At 32.9% G+C, this 19,348-nt stretch carries 19 protein-coding genes and 3 pseudogenes; 7 read left to right on the top strand and 15 right to left on the bottom strand.

What is annotated here, in order from left to right; all coding sequences use genetic code 11:
- Positions 1 to 52 precede the first annotated feature (52 nt).
- The 5 genes and pseudogenes from MNO09_RS00910 to MNO09_RS00890 form a co-directional block, all read right to left on the bottom strand.
- Positions 53 to 400: an S-layer homology domain-containing protein gene (locus MNO09_RS00910; RefSeq protein ID WP_241950024.1), complete on the bottom strand. Its 348-nt coding sequence runs from the start codon at positions 398 to 400 to the stop codon at positions 53 to 55.
- 60 nt (positions 401 to 460) lie between these two features.
- Positions 461 to 685: pseudogene (locus MNO09_RS00905) on the bottom strand (helix-turn-helix domain-containing protein); the annotation flags it as partial.
- Positions 686 to 897: 212 nt separating this feature from the next.
- The gene (locus tag MNO09_RS00900) at positions 898 to 1,809 is read right to left on the bottom strand and encodes a DMT family transporter (protein WP_241949991.1); all 912 of its coding nucleotides are present in this window, start codon (positions 1,807 to 1,809) and stop codon (positions 898 to 900) included.
- Between the two features lie 166 nt (positions 1,810 to 1,975).
- A complete protein-coding gene (locus MNO09_RS00895; RefSeq protein WP_277884432.1) occupies positions 1,976 to 2,407 on the bottom strand; it encodes a PrpF domain-containing protein in 432 nt (143 codons plus the stop codon).
- Positions 2,401 to 3,075: a PrpF domain-containing protein gene (locus tag MNO09_RS00890; protein WP_277884431.1), complete on the bottom strand. Its 675-nt coding sequence runs from the start codon at positions 3,073 to 3,075 to the stop codon at positions 2,401 to 2,403. The genes MNO09_RS00895 and MNO09_RS00890 overlap by 7 nt, the downstream gene beginning before the upstream one ends.
- A 438-nt stretch (positions 3,076 to 3,513) precedes the next feature.
- On the opposite strand from MNO09_RS00890, the gene MNO09_RS00885 reads away from it, so the two are divergent.
- From MNO09_RS00885 to MNO09_RS00875, 3 genes are all read left to right on the top strand, one after another.
- The gene (locus tag MNO09_RS00885) at positions 3,514 to 4,629 is read left to right on the top strand and encodes a response regulator aspartate phosphatase (RefSeq protein ID WP_098654343.1); all 1,116 of its coding nucleotides are present in this window, start codon (positions 3,514 to 3,516) and stop codon (positions 4,627 to 4,629) included.
- Complete coding sequence (locus tag MNO09_RS00880) at positions 4,629 to 4,790, top strand: hypothetical protein (protein ID WP_081339476.1); 162 nt, start codon at positions 4,629 to 4,631, stop codon at positions 4,788 to 4,790. Before MNO09_RS00885 ends, MNO09_RS00880 begins: the two co-directional genes overlap by 1 nt.
- Before the next feature lie 723 nt (positions 4,791 to 5,513).
- Entirely contained in the window at positions 5,514 to 5,885 is a 372-nt protein-coding gene (locus tag MNO09_RS00875) for a hypothetical protein (protein ID WP_241949990.1), read from the top strand.
- A gap of 475 nt (positions 5,886 to 6,360) precedes the next feature.
- Here the strand turns inward: MNO09_RS00875 and MNO09_RS00870 are convergent, their stop codons facing one another.
- The 5 genes from MNO09_RS00870 to MNO09_RS00850 form a co-directional block, all read right to left on the bottom strand.
- Positions 6,361 to 6,696, bottom strand: a complete 336-nt coding sequence (locus tag MNO09_RS00870; RefSeq protein ID WP_241949989.1) for a hypothetical protein — start codon at positions 6,694 to 6,696, stop codon at positions 6,361 to 6,363.
- A 1,565-nt stretch (positions 6,697 to 8,261) separates the two neighbouring features.
- Positions 8,262 to 8,810, bottom strand: coding sequence for a fascin domain-containing protein (locus MNO09_RS00865; RefSeq protein ID WP_241949988.1), 549 nt, complete (start codon positions 8,808 to 8,810; stop codon positions 8,262 to 8,264).
- Positions 8,811 to 9,065: 255 nt separating this feature from the next.
- On the bottom strand, positions 9,066 to 9,395 hold the full coding sequence (locus MNO09_RS00860) for a putative mucin/carbohydrate-binding domain-containing protein (RefSeq protein ID WP_277884433.1): 330 nt from the start codon (positions 9,393 to 9,395) through the stop codon (positions 9,066 to 9,068).
- A 308-nt stretch (positions 9,396 to 9,703) separates the two neighbouring features.
- Positions 9,704 to 10,972, bottom strand: a complete 1,269-nt coding sequence (locus MNO09_RS00855) for a glycoside hydrolase family 5 protein (protein ID WP_241950023.1) — start codon at positions 10,970 to 10,972, stop codon at positions 9,704 to 9,706.
- Between the two features lie 311 nt (positions 10,973 to 11,283).
- On the bottom strand, positions 11,284 to 11,511 hold the full coding sequence (locus tag MNO09_RS00850; protein ID WP_088107618.1) for a hypothetical protein: 228 nt from the start codon (positions 11,509 to 11,511) through the stop codon (positions 11,284 to 11,286).
- Positions 11,512 to 11,978: 467 nt separating this feature from the next.
- On the opposite strand from MNO09_RS00850, the pseudogene MNO09_RS00845 reads away from it, so the two are divergent.
- From MNO09_RS00845 to MNO09_RS00835, 3 genes and pseudogenes are all read left to right on the top strand, one after another.
- Positions 11,979 to 12,526: pseudogene (locus MNO09_RS00845) on the top strand (DinB/UmuC family translesion DNA polymerase); the annotation flags it as partial.
- Positions 12,523 to 12,864, top strand: coding sequence for a YolD-like family protein (locus MNO09_RS00840; protein ID WP_070169062.1), 342 nt, complete (start codon positions 12,523 to 12,525; stop codon positions 12,862 to 12,864). The pseudogene MNO09_RS00845 and the gene MNO09_RS00840, both read left to right, overlap by 4 nt.
- A 48-nt stretch (positions 12,865 to 12,912) precedes the next feature.
- Complete coding sequence (locus MNO09_RS00835; protein ID WP_070169075.1) at positions 12,913 to 13,287, top strand: hypothetical protein; 375 nt, start codon at positions 12,913 to 12,915, stop codon at positions 13,285 to 13,287.
- Positions 13,288 to 13,322: 35 nt separating this feature from the next.
- Here the strand turns inward: MNO09_RS00835 and MNO09_RS00830 are convergent.
- The 5 genes and pseudogenes from MNO09_RS00830 to MNO09_RS00810 all read right to left on the bottom strand — a co-directional run.
- Positions 13,323 to 13,536 (bottom strand): annotated as a pseudogene (locus MNO09_RS00830) (D-alanyl-D-alanine carboxypeptidase family protein); the annotation flags it as partial.
- Positions 13,537 to 13,629: 93 nt separating this feature from the next.
- Entirely contained in the window at positions 13,630 to 14,874 is a 1,245-nt protein-coding gene (gene glyA, locus MNO09_RS00825) for a serine hydroxymethyltransferase (protein WP_241949987.1), read from the bottom strand.
- 15 nt (positions 14,875 to 14,889) lie between these two features.
- Entirely contained in the window at positions 14,890 to 15,705 is an 816-nt protein-coding gene (gene pdxK, locus MNO09_RS00820; protein ID WP_241949986.1) for a pyridoxine/pyridoxal/pyridoxamine kinase, read from the bottom strand.
- 58 nt (positions 15,706 to 15,763) lie between these two features.
- On the bottom strand, positions 15,764 to 16,924 hold the full coding sequence (locus tag MNO09_RS00815; RefSeq protein ID WP_088107614.1) for an aminotransferase A: 1,161 nt from the start codon (positions 16,922 to 16,924) through the stop codon (positions 15,764 to 15,766).
- A 148-nt stretch (positions 16,925 to 17,072) separates the two neighbouring features.
- Positions 17,073 to 17,798, bottom strand: coding sequence for a type 1 glutamine amidotransferase (locus tag MNO09_RS00810; RefSeq protein WP_088107613.1), 726 nt, complete (start codon positions 17,796 to 17,798; stop codon positions 17,073 to 17,075).
- A 418-nt stretch (positions 17,799 to 18,216) separates the two neighbouring features.
- On the opposite strand from MNO09_RS00810, the gene MNO09_RS00805 reads away from it, so the two are divergent.
- On the top strand, positions 18,217 to 19,113 hold the full coding sequence (locus tag MNO09_RS00805) for a LysR family transcriptional regulator (protein WP_070169068.1): 897 nt from the start codon (positions 18,217 to 18,219) through the stop codon (positions 19,111 to 19,113).
- Positions 19,114 to 19,348: the final 235 nt, after the last annotated feature.

Genomic DNA, 19,348 nt, shown 5'->3' with positions numbered 1-19,348 from the left:
TATTTCAAGCTTTTTGGATTTTTTCTTTTTGTGAAATTTACCTCAAAACAAATTAACTAGATAACAAAACGTAAAATAACAATGCAGCTGCCTCTTGTCGTTTCATACTTTGTTTTGATAGATAATCTGCTGATCCATCTTCATTATATATAACCTCAGGCCCTACTAAACGATGACCTACAATGGTTTTCACGGATTCTATTACCCAATCATCAGTTTCTCCTTTTAATGTTGCATCTGCAGATGGCGCTCCTAACATTTTTAAATACTGCCAGGTAATCCATGCTGCTTCTTGTCTAGTAATTGCACGGTCTGGATGGAATTGTTTCCCTTCTTTTTCATATAAAATACCAATTTCATATAACTTTTGAATATGTGGTGCATACGGATGGTTTTTCACATCAGAAAACACTGGTTCTTTTTTTGAAGGTGGCGTAAAGTAAGCAATTTGAGATAACCAAATACTATCCACTTCTTTTAGCCAAACAAACTCTTTCTTCATGGCAGGGAGTTTGGCAGAGCATGTACCATATGTCAAGCCTTTTCCTGTCTCTTTGTATGCGTAATCCCATAGGGATAGAAAATGATTGAATACAAAGCGAGAACAACCAATCGTTTTGTTGATTAGAATTGCTTGTGCTTGATTTGGATAGATACGAAACTTATAGGCTTTATTGGTCATCATTTCATTCACCTCCATTTCTGTATATAACTATTATACACCAAACATATATTCGATAGATAGTAAAGTAACACCTTCTGTATGTCGAACAATTAAGATGGCTTCCTGCCATCCCTTGTTCAAAGCCAATTCAGCTCCCACCTACTCACTGGGCTGTGACCCTTCACGCTCCTTGAGGAAGGAGTCTTCTTGGCTAAAATGATAAATATTATTAGTCATGAACTGACTGCTCTTCTTTGTTCTGTATTCTTTTTATTTCCGCGTTGTATAACTGGAATAACAGCGATACCCATCACAAAAATTGCACCTGTAATTTGAATAAATGATGGAATGCTTTTATTAAATATTATATCTAGTATCAATGAGAACAAAATGTTTAGATATAACAATGCAGACAAATTTGATATTCTTGCTGTTAACTTATATGCCTTTCCTCTAAACCATTGATTTCCTAGACTTCCCATTGCCATTAGAAATAAAAATAAGAGTACGATTGGAGTAGTAGTAAATACTTCACTATAACTCTCCTTTGAAAATAATGCAGATAGTATACCTGCTATTATTGTTCCATATAAATACGTATAGGTCATAATTGATAAATTATCATCCGTTTGTGTACTTTTATGTAAAAAGAATTGTGAAAATGCTAAAGATACTCCTGAAAATACTCCTATTCCTAAATAAAAGAAGGATTCATAATCTATACTACCTGTTTTTAGTATTAGAAAGACTCCTAAAAAGCCAACAAATGCCGCTATTATTTCTAGCCCTGTTGCACGCTTTGTTTTCGAAAAAAGTGTAATAAGGCAAATAAAAATTGGTCCTGTATTATATAAAACCATTGCTATGAAAAGTGAAGTCTTAGCCGCGCATAGAAAAAATAATGCTTGTGATAATGTAATAGAAAAAGCTCTTGGTAATTGTTTATAACTATTTATCCAAAAGGAGATTTTCTTCATTCTTGTTATAATAAAAGGAATTAATAATAAAAAAGGAATTAAAAACCTTGCTGTAAGAGTTGAAAAGAAATAACCCGAGACAATAGCATGTTCTGCGAAGAAGCCTGATAGTGAAAAACTAATGCCTGAAAGAATCATAAAAAAGGTCGCTTTTTTTAGGCTATCCATTCGATTTATGCCTCCTCATTGAATTCCCATTTTTACTCTGTGTTTATAGAATGTTGTCTTCTCAAACACCTGGTAAATAAAATGACCGAGAAACAGATTTATTATATTTCTCGGTCTTAAAGTAATGTAAGATTTCTATTAATGCCAGAGGAAGATTCCTCAGAAATTACGGCAATATTAATTCTCCTTTAAAAAGTAATCTTGCTGTCCGAGTAACACTAGACTTTTTAATTACATATCCACAATTTGATTCCTCAACAACAGATTCTGTTTGAATTTTCCCAGCTGGGTGCTCTATTATAATTTGGCTCGGTTTTAGCATTCTGTTTTGATAATTATTATGTACAACATGATATGCAGTTGTACCACGAATATTTATAGCTGCTGATAATACAAGCGATCCTGTTACTGCATGAGTACTATGACATTGGTGGGGAATAAAATATCTAGATGTTATGGTTCCTGATTTCCTTGGCTTTGAAACGATTGCAATCTTAGGAATAACTTTATTAGATACGTCCCCTAAATTTGCAAGATAAGCTACTTCTTTTCTAATCAATTCAATCTTACGTAAAAATGATTTATTCGAATTTAACACCTCGGGGGGGCATCTCCTATAATACCTAATTCATTGGCCCGAATGATAATTAAAGGTACAGATACATCGATACAAGACACATAAATTCCATTAATAACATTCAGTTTTTCTCCGGTAGGAAATAATTTCTCCGTAACTGATCCTATTGAATTTTTAAAATTCAGAGCAATAGGAGCGCCCGTCCCTGGAACACCATCTATCTTAATATCTCCTTCATATACAACATTTCCATTTTTAGTTGCTATTGTCGATTCAACGATTACATTTGTATTTAGGTTTCGTATCATTATGGTTCTTTCTCCTGATCCAACTTTAATCAGTCCACTCTCTACTGCATACGGTGCAACAGCTGCAATTATATTTCCGCAGTTTATGCTATCATCTAATATCATTCTCTTTAGATCTGCTTGCAAAAATAAATAATCGATATCTATCCCTGGTGTAGTAGACGCCCGAATAATCGCAATTTTATTTGATAAAGGATCTAATGTACCCATTCCATCAACACCTCTTGCATTCCCTGCCCCTAATGCTTTTAAAATAATCTCATCTCTAATAGATTGATTGGAAGGCAAATCTTTATCTAAAAAAAGAAGCCTTTTGACGTTCCTCCTCGCATGATAAAACAAGGTATTTTCATTTATAAGCATCTCCCTTTTATACTTCACACCATAAAACTTTTATTCTTTATATACAAAATATAAAATATATGTTTTATTATTTTGTTAACTAATCTAATCAAAGAAAAATATATTAGTTTGCAATCTTTTTCCCTTCCTTAATTGTAAATGAAATCCTTAAAAGGGTTGAATTGTAAATTATGTTAATCACCACCTATAATTTGGTATCCATTCTAACAATAAAGTAAAAAATAATTAATCGTATACTGTATATAAAAAAGATTAATTATTATGAACATTAATCATGTTAAATTGATGACATTTACCAAACAAATAACTTAAATTATAAGTACATTCGACAACAATTGATTGTTTTCTGAATATTATTGAAAAAAATGTAAAATCACTTCATTTTCCCTACTATTTTGCTATGATAGTTACAATTAAATTGGATTAGGATATTTCTATAGGATGGGGGAGTATATAATGAGTGTTTCATTAAAGAGAAATGAAGAATTAACCTCTCTATTGAACGACTGGTATCGATCTATGCTATCTCAACAAGTTATAAAAGCTACTAATCTGAAAAAGAAAATTGATGAAAAAATTAATAAGTTAAGCATTGAGTCAAATCAAGAACATCAGGATCAAAATTTGTTACTTTATTACTCACTACTTGAATTTCGTTACACAGTCTTAACAGATAGCCTCGGTATTCAACAAAATAGTTTTGATGCTATTAGTGATTATGATATGCCTACAGACCATTTTCTACGCTTCTATTATCACTTTTTTAAATCCATTCATTCCACTTTTATATCAAGTTTTACTGAGGCAGAGGAACATTATAAACTGGCAGAAAAGATATTAGTAGACATTCCAGATGAAATTGAACACGCTGAATTCTACTATAGAATTGCTACTTTTTATCACCATACCTATAACATGCTAGCTTCTATCGAATACGCAAATAAATCGAAAGCAATCTTTTTGAAGTATGAAGGTTATGAAGTAAAAACAGCCTTTTGTAATAGTTTGCTAGGTGGTTGCTGTATCTATTTAAAGCAGTACGAACAAGCAGAAGAATATCTACATTGTGCAATTGAATTACTACAAAAGAATAAGGAAGAAGATTCTGTGTTATACGTAAAAAGTACTATGGGGTGGCTGTATTCTGATCAAAGTATGTCTACGTTAGCTATTCGTCACCTTTCAGAAGTAACAGAGAAAATCCCTACACACTTCAAGGCTATCTTCCTACAAGCTAAGGAACATTATAAAATAGGAGAACAATCGACAGCTAACAAACTCATTGATAAGGGATTACAAATCTGCAGAGGAATTCATAACGAAGAATACACACACCACTTCTCTATTTTAAAAAGATTAAACGAAAATATTCCATTGGAAGAATTAGAAAAAATCATTCAAGAAGGAATCTTATACTTTGAGGAAGAAGAATTATGGGAATTTGTTGTCGAATACGCTGAATTATTTGCTACAAAATGTAGACAATTAGAGAACCACCAAAAGGTAAGTGACTATTTCCATATTTGTTACCAAGCAAGAAGAAAATCAATTGAAAAAGGAGTGTTCAAATAATGAAAAAAATCAGCCTATTATTATCAGGTGTTGCTTTTATTGGGGTTCTAACGGTGGGAATTTCTCAGTTTTCTAAAACAGATCAGCTTGCTACCCATGGACATTATCCTGCTCCTTCATATAGTGTTGGCGATCATGGTGGTGCACCACAACAAAATTAATATAAGTGTATTTAAAGACCCTCCATTTGGAAGGTCTTTAAATATCAAAATATGTATTGTTCTTTTTGGCTACGCCAAACCAAAATTCTTCTCTCATCTATCACCCAGCACTCTCTTAAGACAGGAGAACTCTTTCGGAAAATCCGTTAAATAATAAAAATAGACTAACTATTATATCTACCAACTCTTCATATGCAATATTACATGCGAAGAGTCTTAAATATTCTGTTATACTATGCATGTGGATTTTTCATCCAAAAATCCTCTTAAACGCATATTTATGTATATGCCACCCTAATTGATGAAAGTGAGAAAAATGTGTATCATTTTTCTCACTTTTTTTATTTAAATTGTGGTCTTGTACTTGATTCTTTAGTTATTTTAAATGATAAAAACTCAAAAAGAGAATTCACTTTTCAAAATCATCCTATCGAATCAATTATTGTCTAATAATACCACATCATCTTTATCAACTCATTTTAGAATATTTGAACAATAATTTTATATACAAGATCTGCATAAATTATTCATTTTCATTTATATAAGGCCTACATTTTCACTTCTGATAAATTCTTGAACATTGAATTATTATTCACAAACCAAAAAACACGAAGTATTTTGTAGAATTTTGTCTATCAATATGTATGTACACCCTTATGTAGTGGATATAGACTGTGAGGTGTAAGGAGGTACCTTGCAAAATAATGAAAAGGAGATTATAAAATGATTAGATTAACAAAATTCTCAAAGTTAGCATTTGCAACATTAATTGTGGGAAGTAGTTTAAGCGTCTTTGTGTCGTCACACAGTGTACAGGCTGACACCTTAGATAATTACCAAGACACTGTAAGTTTCATACCACCTTCTAGTGCTAGGCAAACATTGGAACAAAAAAACACTATTGTTCCAGAATCAAAAGTTATTAAAAACCATTATGTAAAATACTCTAAAACACATTTCCAATCTAAAGAAAGTATACCAAAAGAAATTTATTATTCTTCAGAAGGTTTTAAGGGCTATATACAGGCAAGTACCGTTTTGGATATGGGAAATCATTTTGTAACGCTATATTCTGGAACCGTTATTCGATGTTAGATTTTTAATCCTACCTCTTATAATGATCAATAGCGCACTGCCAATACTGTAATATCTATTGTTCAAAAAATAAACCACAAAATCTTTTGATTTCATGGTTTATCAAATATAAAGATAATGCTAAACGAATACTCTAACATTACCTTCCCCAAAGCTAATTATAGAGTATTTTCCCCAAAAAGACACTCTTGTAGTGTCTTTTTTATAATATTTTGATTTACTCTCATCTTACATTTGTTAAATTCAGATATGTAATAATGCATATTACTTCGATTGCATATTATGATATAATTTCATTGTGAGCTGATACATAATTTCTTTAAATTAAAAAGCTAAAACCTCATTTACCCAATTGGGGGCGCCTTATGGCGTCTTTTTTTATTCTCTTGAAGTAAAAAACAGGACCGTAATATCATTGTTCAAAAAAATTGTATACTTTAACAAGAATTCCACCTACTAACACTTATTTTTGGGGCTAATTATTTGTTTCAACATAATAATTTTCCATCTCGTATATGCAATAAACAATGATAGCTAAACTCCAACTGACACCATAATAATCATGTGTGTAGAAGTCATAACCTGCCTTAATACCTTTTTCTATTACAACCAACGTAAATCCTAATGCCATCCATTTGTTAATTTTCATCTTAATAAACGTTTTAGCTATAAGTATTAAAAATAAAATATTTATAAGGCAGTTTATCATTAGCTCATACTTTTGAATGTATACTGCCATTATACAAGCAGTGATATTAGTCGCAATACCAAAGGCAACCACGGCTCCCCAAATCCTGTCCGAAATTTCCACTCCTGATTCAATCCCTTCCCTAATAACATAACATTCTTTTCCTTAATTCGTTCCTACACCCTATTCAAGGTATGCTGTATTATCCTTGTCTGATGAATATCTATTTATCTTTTCATATAGTGCAAACAAAATTCCCTCTCATAATTTTCTCTTTATTAGGCAAACTAGGTTTAAGCCGTTTGAACTAGCGGCTTCACTCTTCTGATATGGGGTTGCAATTTATAGTAATTGACTAACTCATTCAGTCCATTGGCACTGGCAGGCAACAAAATTGTTGTCTGCCATTTTCATGTATACTTTTTCTAATTTCATTCCAAACCATACGTTTGCTTTACTGATTTTGAAAAGGACGGAATTTGATTTTGAATAAGTAAAAAAGATAAAGCTCAGTCCACTTTTGGTATAGGACATTTTCTTTTTACATATACTATTTTTGAGCCTTTTTACCATTACGTGTCCTATTGGTGTCTTAAATTCCTCCTAAAAAAGGGCGGCAGATACGACTGCATGCCCTTTTTTATTTATATTGCTGTTCTCTATCCAATAAACCAAATGAAAACTAAAAATGTACTATTACATATTCTGTTCAGTCCAGATTATGTTAAAATTTCTTATGTTGTTTATTTCATAGTCGAATTATGGTTTTGTATCTAATTCAACAATATGTGAGCTGTATACCAAAAGAAAAGACACCCGAAAGGTGTCTTTTCTTCTTATAATCTAAAAACATTTTTCTTTTTCAGGAAGATTCAATGATCTCACAAACCTAAACCTCTTATTTAAAGACATTTTGATTAGTATGCTTAAGAATTTTCATCAATATCAACATGTTATTAGTTCACTTCCAAATCATATTTCCACTACTATATTTGCTTTCTCAAAGATTTTCTGTCTTGTTCTTAATTTTGTCAAAATCCTCATATAGCTATACAAAACATATATGCTATTATGTTTTTAAGAAACTATGTGTTCCCTTAACCCTGTATCCGGCCCTGTATTTTTTACAGGGTCTTTGTTGATTTTATTTACTTTCATTGGCTTATAAGAGTTAATACACACCCAATTTCAATTAAAATCGTTTAAATCTTAGTTAAAATTTGAAATGATAAATCTATTAGCTTTTTTGAAAATTGTAATCTAATACTAGATATCTCAATGTATACTTCACTAAACACCGGTTAACACTATAAGCGTAGTGTTAACTATTTTAATTGAATATTAATAATAGTAAGTATAAACATTATCAATTTACTATATCTTACATTTATGTAAAAATAGATGTATGTTAAGCTTTTTCAAAATCTTTCCCCTAATAAAGATTTGAAGTAGCATTTCATGATTCTCCTTACAGTTAATATGCCTTGAAAAAGAACCCTATAGGGTTCTTTTTCTTCTTATTACATCTACAGCAGTTACTTATTTAACATACAAAAAGGACTGACAATTACTTGTAGTCCTTTTTGTACCTAAATATACACTTGTCTTAAGTACTTAATCCTTTATTTATTATGCATTATTATTAACTAAACATGTCATTATCATTTAGAAATATAACACTTCCAAATTTAGAAGTACACAATAACAAATCTTTCCCAGCTTCCAGCTACATAACTATTAGCTGTTAATTCTCTACCACCATTTGCTGATATAAATCTACCATTACTTAACGCTTGTAATACATATATCCTATTGTCTCCACCATTATATAAAATAAATTTTTCCCACGCCCCAATTGATGTACGATCTGCTACTACTCTACCATTTGGCTCAAACGAAACGTACTTTCCATTACTTTTCGCTTTTAAAGCAAACGTATATAATTCCCCAGTCGGAATTAATTCAAATTTCTCCCATTCATTAACTACACTACGATTTGCTACTACATTTCCCGATGGCTCAGCAGACACATATTGTAAATTTGCAGCTTGTATAGCAACAGTCCAGCTTCCATTAAATAGATTCACACCTTTTAGTGAACTTGCATTTGATTGGTTGGCTGCCAATGCATCATTCGATGGGGTTATCATCATTATTATTAGAACCATTGGCAACACCATTAAAACCAACTTTTTAAAGATCTTATTACCATTTGCATGAGTTATGAACCTCTTCATTCCCATTCCTCCCTTAATATATAACACTCATATACATCATACCAAATATGTAAAATATTGTAATGCAAGAGAGTCTTTATCAACAAATACCTTATTATTCTGTTTCTTTTTTCTCAAATCTATAGCACCTAAACATCACTCGGTCCTCAAACATATTTTTAAAATTAATTTCACTTTATTTTAAATAAAAGCCAAATAGCCGTTCATAATGAACGACTATTAAGCATCTAACTAAAAATTTGAATATCTTTCATGTTAATCTATTTTGTTTAATCCCGTTGAAGTAACTTGATAGATTCTTTTTTTGCCTATATATTCTTGTTTATTATTCTCAAGGTTAGTAAGTGTAGCCCGAATCTTTTCATTTACTGCTTCCCCTTCTATATGGGTAAACTCAATATAATCTCCCATTTTGACTGGCACAGTTTGGCTTTCAGCCGTTTGCTGTCTATTTCTCACTATTTCTTTATTGTACACAACACTACCGGATGAATTCTGTACTTTGATACTCGCATACATATTATTAAAATAACAAACTATTATGTTTTGATTCAACACCTTTAACTTCCATATAATTGTATAAATGTATTATTTTGGCTAAATGAGTAAATGAATTTCAACATTTAAAGCTTATAATCTAGCGAAAAATTCATAAAAGTTTTTTAACTTCAAAGGTTTAAATAGTTGCAACCACTTTTATTTAAACTTCCTCAACTTTTTTCTAAGCTATTCTCTAAGAATCTTATTATTTATTGTAAATAAAACAGGTTGCTACTCTATATGTAAAAGAAAGGCGGAATTTTTAATATGACTCCGCCTTTTTTGATATAAAAAGCATCTAATTCTATTTGAATTAGATGCTTACATTTAGTTCTTAAACCAAGTATTCTAAACTACTTATGCCCCTGTAAATCTTTTTTTATTACATCCCATAGTGGATTATCTTGACGTATCGGTTTACCCTCTTCGTCCCATTTTATTTTTCCTGTTCCCAATTCATAATTCATTCCCGTCCATGTGTCTTCACGGAATGCATAGAATGATTTATGCCAACCTTTTTGGTTGAAGATAGAAATAAGATCTTGCATGTATTGGGTAGCTCCTGGAACGGTACGGTTAATTCCAAACTCCTCTGCAATAATTCGATTAGATGGTACATGATTTTTCTTAGACCATTGTTGAATCGGCTTTAAAAATTTCTCTAATCCATGTTTATTCCACATTACAGGCTTATCTAAATCCCCTACTTTTACTAATCCTGGATATTGATATTCCTTGTTTTGTTTTTCACCTTGACTCGTTAATTCATATGGTTCATACATATGAAATGCGTAAAGTGTTTTTTTATCCTCTACTGGTTTTAAATATTTAAAGGCCCATGGAGTAGCATATAAACCTGAATCTAATATAACTGGTGTTTCTTGATCCACTTCTCGAATGGAATTGATCACCTTTTCATAAAATCTGTTTAAATCTGCTGTTGTTCCTTTCACTTTTGCATACCAATTCTCGTAATCTTCCGTCCAAAAGTCATTATATCTATTATTTTTAGCTGTTTCTGGATGCGGTTCATTTATAATATTATAACCGACCACTGCAGGGTGATCTTTTAGCTCCAATGCAAGGTCTTTCCAAAATTGACTTGCTTGATCTTGATATTTCTCTTCTTCCCATATTCTGTCGTCATTCTTGTTATTATTAAATTGGCGCCATCGATCACCAGGCAAGGATAACATTGTAAGAACAACTTTCATTCCCTGCGATTGCGCGGCATCTAAATCCGCTTTTAATTTTTCTAAATCCTCCTTTACTAATCCCTGATAGTTATCTGCATTACCTATCAGAAAATCCTTTCCAGAGGTATCTGGTTTATCCTCAAATAAAAAATCTTTATCCTTTGCCCATTTATCAGGTGCTAAACGAACATATTCAATATTAGCTTCTTTTGCACTTTTATAGTTCTCAGGTAATGACGTACTATTCATGAAATTAGTCCCCTTCCTTTTTGAATCCCAAAAACTAATTTTTGAATCGCTCTTGTAATAGGTATCAGCTCTTACATTCATTTCCTGTACTCCAAAATTCATCATGCCTAACAACGCAACAATTGGTAAAAATTTTTTCACAACTTTTCCTTCTTTCTCTTTATATTTTACACACATAACATACCTGTGTTTTGTTACAGGAATATGGCAATTTTCCAAAAATACCTTTTATGTTTATAAAACAGAAGGTCATTCACTCATAAATAAAAAAAATAATTAAGAAGTTGCATCATTTTCTAAAAAACAAAAAAGGAATCCTTTACGGATTCCTTTTTGACTTGCACTCTTTTTCAAATAGTGCATTTATGCACCTACTTTTAGTATACCTTACAATTCTTATAAAATAAATAAGATTAAATAAATTTTATTTCTATATTTTCAAAAAACATCATATTCCCTTATAATTCTACAAATAAAATAGCGTATTATTAAAACTCGTCTCTTGAACATTCCTTTAGTTGTTCCATAGCAATTTTACGCGCATGTTCCTCACTATCTATCAAAGTCAATCCTTGTGATATATAACTCCAAAATTCATAACCACAATCCTCCATCCATCTATAAGCTTCTGCCGTATATAGTCCATCTTTTCTTCTAATGATTTGAACCTTATAGTTTTTACTTGAAGAAAAAAACTCTTGTATAACCTGCTCCATTTATGAAATATCCTCCTTAAATCTATTTAAAATTATATTTTCACATAAACTCGTAATCGCAACCTCTTTTACGATAAATTACTGTAACTTTTTGAAAGGATAATATACCTTACATACTCCCATTATTTTCTTCCTGAACTACCCACTATAAATAATACAGTTTATATCCTAAAAATTTCAATAACATTAAGCTGTTACTTCTCTCTTTCGTTCTACTTATTTCTACTATATATAATTAAATATTTTTTCAAAAACCACTTCATAAAAGAACGTAAGTTCGTGTATAATAAGAACGAGAATAAGAACAAATGTTCTAGTTGTTATTAGGAGGAGTTATAGTGTATGACTATTCAATTTTACCGAATAGAATCATTTTATGTGTTGATCTTCGTAGCTTTGATGCTTCTGTTAGTTGCATCAAAATGGGATTAGACCCACTTCATACAAAATTAGCTGTAGTCGGTGATGTGAATAGGAATGGGATTGATTTTAGTCGGATTTCAGAAAAATATGTTCCGGTTACAACTTCTATAGGAAAAAGCCAAATTTTAATGCGTGATTATACAATAGAAGAATTTCCAATTATCCTACTGGAACATACCGAAGAAGTTTGCTATCGATTAAGACAACAAAACAAACTTGCTCAAACCGTTCATTTTTCTGTTGGATATAGTAAAAATTATTCGGGTGGCTTTAGCAAAACACATACCTTAAGCCGTCCGACTAACTTAACCATGGACATTTATCAAGTTTGTCTATTTTTCTACATCAACAATATACTGGAGAACCAATTAGAAGCATTACTATTTCTCTAACAAAACTAATTGGTGAAGGAGAAGAACAAATTTCCCTTTTTGATAACATCATACAACGAGAAAAAGAAATAAAGCTAACGAAAGTAATGGATGAAATACGCACAAAGTTTGGAAAAAATAGCATATTAAGAGGAATTTCCTATACAAATAATGCAACAGCAAGATACAGAAACACACTATTAGGAGGACACAAAGCATGAACAACACTAATATGCCAAAAGGAAGAGGAATGGTAAAATGGACGCCGTTTGCAGCAATGCCAGAACAATTCGTCGGAATGCGTGAAATGATCAAAGAAAAAAATAAAGTAGCACGTCCCATTTTAGCCTCTGAAGAGAAAGAACTGATTGAAAACATGTTACTATGTTCGTTGCTATCTGAAGAAGAGATATTAATTACATATTATGAAGACGGTTATTTACTCACCAACTATATGACCGTTATCGATATAGATCCATTACATAGCTCTATCATATGTACGGATGCTTTCTATAATAAGATGACAATACAATTTCCGAATATAATAGACGTAAAATAGAATACATTTAGATGATTATGTTTGGAGTGTTATAAAGAAATGTATACAATGCAAAGAAATCGGATAAGAAAGAATACAGCGAGAACAATTATTCAAAATGATATAAATAACTATCCCTATTTAAATATACCTATGATTATCAATGAGAAAGATGGCATAACTTACGAGGTTTTAAGCGTTGGTTTTCATAATAATGATGCAGTAGCGATGATAACAACAGATGGTTTCGCTACAACTAGGGTAAATACACCTATCGTAACAGTAAAAAACAATGATGGTAGTATCCAAGCATTCCGCTTACCTTTAGAATTGGAGTATTGGGTATTTTCATGCATGTGTGCTGCTTCAACAAGGAGAAATCCGTTCCCATGTAAAGTTGCTTTTGGAATCATTGATACTAAATTTCATGTAGAATTTAAGTGAAAAAGGAGCAAATTAATTTGCTCCTTTTATCGTTATGTATGCTCTTGTCCTTTTCTTTTTCATTGTTTACATACAGTTTTGTTGATAATTATAGGATCGCAACCCTGAAATAGCATTCAACTGGATCCCTTCTTGCTTTGCTAAATCAAATAACTTTTCTAGTGCTTCTGCTGCTTCTTTACGAAGGTGGCTCTTTTCTAACGTTCCACTGAATAAGAATGGTACACTTGGTACAACTATATACTCTGGTTACTAGTCTTCGGGCAATCCATTAATTTTGCTAAGAATTAAATACAAGGTGCAAAAAACCGTCCTGAGTTAATTCCTTATTACCTCTTTCATTTAAGTCATATCCTTGTATATTGGAAATTTCTTAGTTAATTCTTTTACGATAGAGCATGCTTTTTCTTTAGCTCTTACATCCTGGGAATTCTTTAATACTAAACAAATGATTTCAGCAATTTTAATCATTTCTAGTTCTCCCATTCCTTGTGTTGTAACCGCTGGTGTCCCCAGACGAATTCCACTCGTAATAAAAGGACCCTTTTTATCAAAAGGAATTGAGTTCTTATTAACCGTTATCCCTACTTCCTCTAATAATATTTGAGCCTCTTTTCCTGTTAGGTTCATATTACAAAGATCTATAAGTAACAAATGATTGTCCGTTCCACCTGTTAACACATTAAAGCCTAACTCTCTTAGTTCTTTTGCTAACACCTTAGCATTCCTTATTGTATTTGAAATATATTTTTTAAATTCGCGCTGCAACGCTTCATTAAGAGCGACTGCCTTGGCCGCAATCATGTGCATAGCCGGCCCTCCTTGTATACCTGGGAATACACTCTTATCTATTGTAGCAGCCCAATCTCTTCGGCAGAGTATAATTCCCCCTCGAGGACCACGCAGGGTTTTATGGGTAGTGGTAGTAACAAAATCAGCATATGGAACTGGACTCGGATGCATTCCAGTAGCTACAAGCCCAGCAATATGGGCTATATCTGCCATAAAAAATGCATTTACTTCTTTTGCGATGCTCGATAATCTCTCAAAATCAATAATCCTTGAATATGCACTTGCACCAATTACCATCATTTTAGGTTGGTGTTTCAGCGCTAAAGTTCTAACTTCATCATAGTCAATATTGAAATTCCTCTTATTTACTCCATAAGAAATAAAATTGTATAATACACCCGAGGAATTAACAGGGCTCCCATGTGTAAGGTGACCACCATGGGATAGATCCATTCCTAATACTGTATCTCCAGGCTTCAGACAAGCCGAGTAAACAGCCATATTTGCTTGTGCCCCAGAGTGAGGCTGTACATTCGCATGATCCGCTCCAAATAATTGTTTTGCTCTCTCTATAGCTAAGTTCTCTACAATATCTATATGTTCACACCCGCCATAGTATCTCTTTCCTGGATACCCTTCAGCATACTTATTAGTCAGCACTGTGCCCATTGCCTCTAAAACTGCTAGACTTGCAAAGTTTTCAGAAGCAATTAGTTCAATATGTTTTTGTTGGCGTTGTAATTCATAATCAATTGCCTCAGCTACTTGATAATCTGTTACCCTTAATTTTTTCATTATTAACTATCCCTTCTAATGAATTAGTATTTTTTTGTATGCACTATGATTTGTTGAGCCAACATATTGATTGAGAGCGAATGAACTGCGTATTGCTTCTGTAATAAATAGTTTTGCAATTCTTACTGCCTCTATAACGGACTTCCCTTTCGCTAGTTCAGCAGCAATCGCTGCAGAGTAAGTACATCCAGCACCATGTATATGGTCGGTTTGGAATCGTTCTGATTGTATATATTTAAAATTCTCTCCATCATACAGTAAATCTAATGCTGTCTCATGTTCTATGCGGCTTCCACCTTTCACTAAAACATATTTTGGACCTAAATCGTGAATAATTTTTGCGGCTTCTTTCATCCCTTTAATGGATTTAATTGGGTTCATTTTACTTAAATGTGCGGCTTCCAGTAGATTAGGTGTGACAATTGTAGCTTTTGGTATGAGCAAATCTCGTAAACTATCCACTGTTTCGGGATGCATTACTTCTGTTACACCTTTGCAAACTAAAACCGGATCAATAACAATATTTTCGAGTTGATGTTGATCAATTACCTTGGAAACCAGCTCAATTAGTTGAACCGATCCAAGCATTCCTGTTTTTACCGCATCAATACCGATTCCTTCAATAATAGTACTTAATTGCTCCTTTACTGTTTTAATTTCTAGTGGAAATGTACGATGCTCCCAATAATTTTTAGGATCCATCGTAACAATAGTTGTTAATGCCGTCATCCCGTAGACATTTAACTCCTGAAATGTTTTCAAATCGGCTTGGATTCCAGCACCTCCACTGCTATCCGAACCAGCTATAGATAAGACCTTATTTTTTACCATAAGAAAAACTCCTTTTCAACTACTAATAGTGATAAACGAAATTCGTCAAAGCGTGTATCTAGGATTGTAATTCACCTAGATACTTTTCAAGACGATTTAGAGCTTCCTCTAACACCTCCATTGTCTGTATATAAGAAATCCTCACATACCCTTCTCCATATTCCGTGAACGAGTCTCCAGGAATGAGTGCAACCTTAGCTTTTTTTAATACATCAGCAACAAATTCTGATGAGGTTTTCCCAAACTTTGAGATAGACGGAAAAAAATAAAATGAACCATTTGGTTTGATTACATTGAGTCCCATATCTTGTAACCTCTCATATACATAGTCACGACGTATACGATATTGTTCACGCATGATGTAAGCATCGTTAATTCCTACTGTCAATGCCTCGATAGCAGCAATTTGACTAATCGATGAGACAGCAGCCGTCGTGTATTGCTGTAGCTTCTTCATTTCCTTAATCAGATATCTTGGTGCAAAAGCAAATCCTACTCTCCATCCTGTCATCGCATGGGATTTTGATAGCCCATTAATGACAATTGTCTTCTCTTTCATTCCCTCCACTTTCGCAATTGACACATGCTCTTCTTCAAAAACCAGTTCGCTATATAATTCATCTGAAACAACCATTACATCTTTATCAACCAGTAAATCCCTAATTGCTTTTATTTCTTTTTGGTTCAGTGTAACTCCAGAAGGATTCATCGGTGATGGGATAATGACACACCGTGTTTTATCTGTCATCATTTTTTGAAGAGCCTCTACTGTAACCTTAAATCCCGTATCCCTTGTGTCTAGATAAATAGGTGTTGCGCCACATAAACGAATAACCGGTTCGTATCCGGGATAAATAGGAGTTGGTAGAATAACTTCGGAACCTTCGCTAAGTATAGTTCTAAGAGCAAGATAAATCCCTCCGGTTGATCCGTTAGTTACTAGTATTTCGTGGTTAGGATCATAAGTAAGTCCATATTTTACATGCATGTAGTTTGAGGTAACTTTAAGAAGTTCTGTATAACCAGAAGAAGGTGGATACGTGGTATGGTTGTTTTCAATTGCCATTTGTCCAGCTAACTTTATGTGTGCTGGAGTAGGAAAATCAGGTTGACCAATAGTTAAATGGATAACATCCTCATATTGCGAAGCCATATCAAAAAAGGTGTCCATTTTTGAGGACTGCAATCGTGTTACTCTATTGTTTAATAAGTGTTTCATGTTTCCATAGCTCCTTTTAGAGGGGGGATGTATTTTATGTAGCGAAAGCCACCTCTCGCTGCCAAAGATGGTGACCAGAAAGTTAAATATTATATGAATCTTTGATTTTTCACATTAAAATAAAGTGATTAATTGTAGCATTAGAAATTTATAGACTATTTTCTACGTTTGCAAATACCTGATATTTCATCTCCATTGCATCGAGCAAAGTAAATAGGATGATTTTTGATAGAACCAACGAGTGTGTCTCTTCAAGCATTTCATGCGGCCGTTGTACATACATCCCTTGCTCAATTTCATCAGCACAATGTACTATTAATCTCTCAATACTGGCAGCATTTGACTCTAAATGAAATTGTAATCCAATGACATGGTCTTCATATACGTATGCCTGATTAACACATCCTTTGCTATACGCAATTCTCTTTGCTTGCGGAGGAAGTTGGAATGTGTCTGCATGCCAATGGAAAGGAACAAACACCTCAGGAAATCTGCTAAAGAAATCGATTTGCTTGGCCTCCTCCGACAATTTAACAGGAAACCAACCAATCTCCTTATAATGATTTTTAAATACTTTTCCCCCAAGGACTTCTGCGATTAACTGAGCTCCAAGGCATATCCCCAGTACTAGTTTTCGATGCTGAATAGCTTTCTTAATTAACTGTTTTTCCAATCCAAGCCATGGATATATTTTCTCGTCATAAACACCCATCGGACCACCTAGTATGACGAGCATGTCAAATTCCGAATAAGAGGGTAGACAATTGCTTTCATATAATAATGTCCCTGTGACTTCATGCCCTTTTTCCTCCGCCCAAGTTAAAATGTGTTCGGGTGATTCAAAAGATACATGCTGCAAATAGTGTATTCTCAAATTCTTTCCCTCCTTAAGATGTAGTTAAATTATTTAGATTTTAAGTATAATCTTGAGATTACCATTAAACAATTCAATCATTATTATAGAAACGATAGTTTTTACTTATCATTTTGTCTAATTGATGACTCATAACATACGTAAAAACCCACCTGCAGTACGGATACCTGAAAAAAACCTTTCCATTCACAATTAATCTATTAATTCACAGATTCAGCATGCATACGTACAAGTGGCAAAAGACAAGTTCACCTAAAGATTGTATGAAACAAGGTGATTACTGTCATATGAACAAAACCTTTTCAATGTAAGAGAAATGACTGTATGTACGAACACAAACAATAGATATTTACTATAATTTACCCTATAATGATTATTATTTCCTATAAAAAAATAATAACTTTTGGAGGAATATCTATTGGATCTAAAGCAATTGGAATACTTCATGACCTTATGTCAGGAACTACATTTTACTCGTGCCGCCGAAAAGTTAGGAATCGCCCAACCCTCATTAAGCCAGCAGATCCGTTTGCTGGAACATGAAATCGGTACGCCATTGTTTGATCGTGTTGGAAAACGAACCACTATTACCGAAGCGGGCAAAACACTGCTTCATCATAGCTATAATATATTCCATGAGCTATCACAAGCTCGTGCCGCAATTAGTGAAATACAGGGTCTAAAAAGAGGATCATTAAAGATAGGAGCACTCCTGACAGTTACAAATTACTTGATTCCTCAAACTTTAATTGAATTTCACCAAAAGTATCCAAATATTGAATTGGCTGTTTCAGGTATGCGAACTGGGGATATTTATAACGGTCTTTTACAAAATGAACTCGATTTGGGGATAGTATTTTTGCCAATGCAACATGATGAATTAGAAACTATTCCACTCTTTAAACAACATCTTTCCTTAGCAGTTCCAATCAATCATTCCGTTGCAGAAGAGGAATTTGTCACGCTTGACGTTTTAAAAGATACACCTTCTATTTTATTACCTGACACATATTTTTTGCGGCAGCTGATTAACGAACAATGTAATGAGCTTGGATTCACAGCAAAACCAGTTATGGAAATGACGACTATGGAATCAATCATTCAAATGGTCAGCAAAGGCGTCGGCGTCACCATTCTACCCAAAGGTTACCTTGACTATATCGACAATAAACTTATACGGACAATCCCTATTCAAAACCCGATGCTTATTACGCAAATTGGCATCGCTTACCGTAAAAACAAATATTTGTGTGCAGCAAGTCGAGTATTCATGGAGCAGTTAATTTCCACTATAAAAAGTGAAAACTTTAAATAGATTGCACTTTATACACGTCGAAATCAGTCTTAAGTTTAAGAATCCTTTTGACCTATTGTATTTTACTTAAACTATAATGTACATCCGAAAAGAGTTGAATAAAAACCCTGTATTTATCATACAGGATTTTTATTTTCTTATTCCACAAAAGAGAAGCATACTTGAAATAAATCTATTGAAACATATATGAAATGCATAGAAAATGGAGACAGCAAAAACTAAGAAAAAATTAGGG

Origin of the sequence: Bacillus sp. N5-665 (assembly GCF_022637375.2) — a bacterium.
In the GTDB taxonomy this organism is placed as follows: Bacteria; Bacillota; Bacilli; order Bacillales; family Bacillaceae_G; genus Bacillus_A; species Bacillus_A wiedmannii.
Note: the sequence above shows the minus strand (reverse complement) of the source record. Positions and strands in the feature narration are given on the sequence as shown.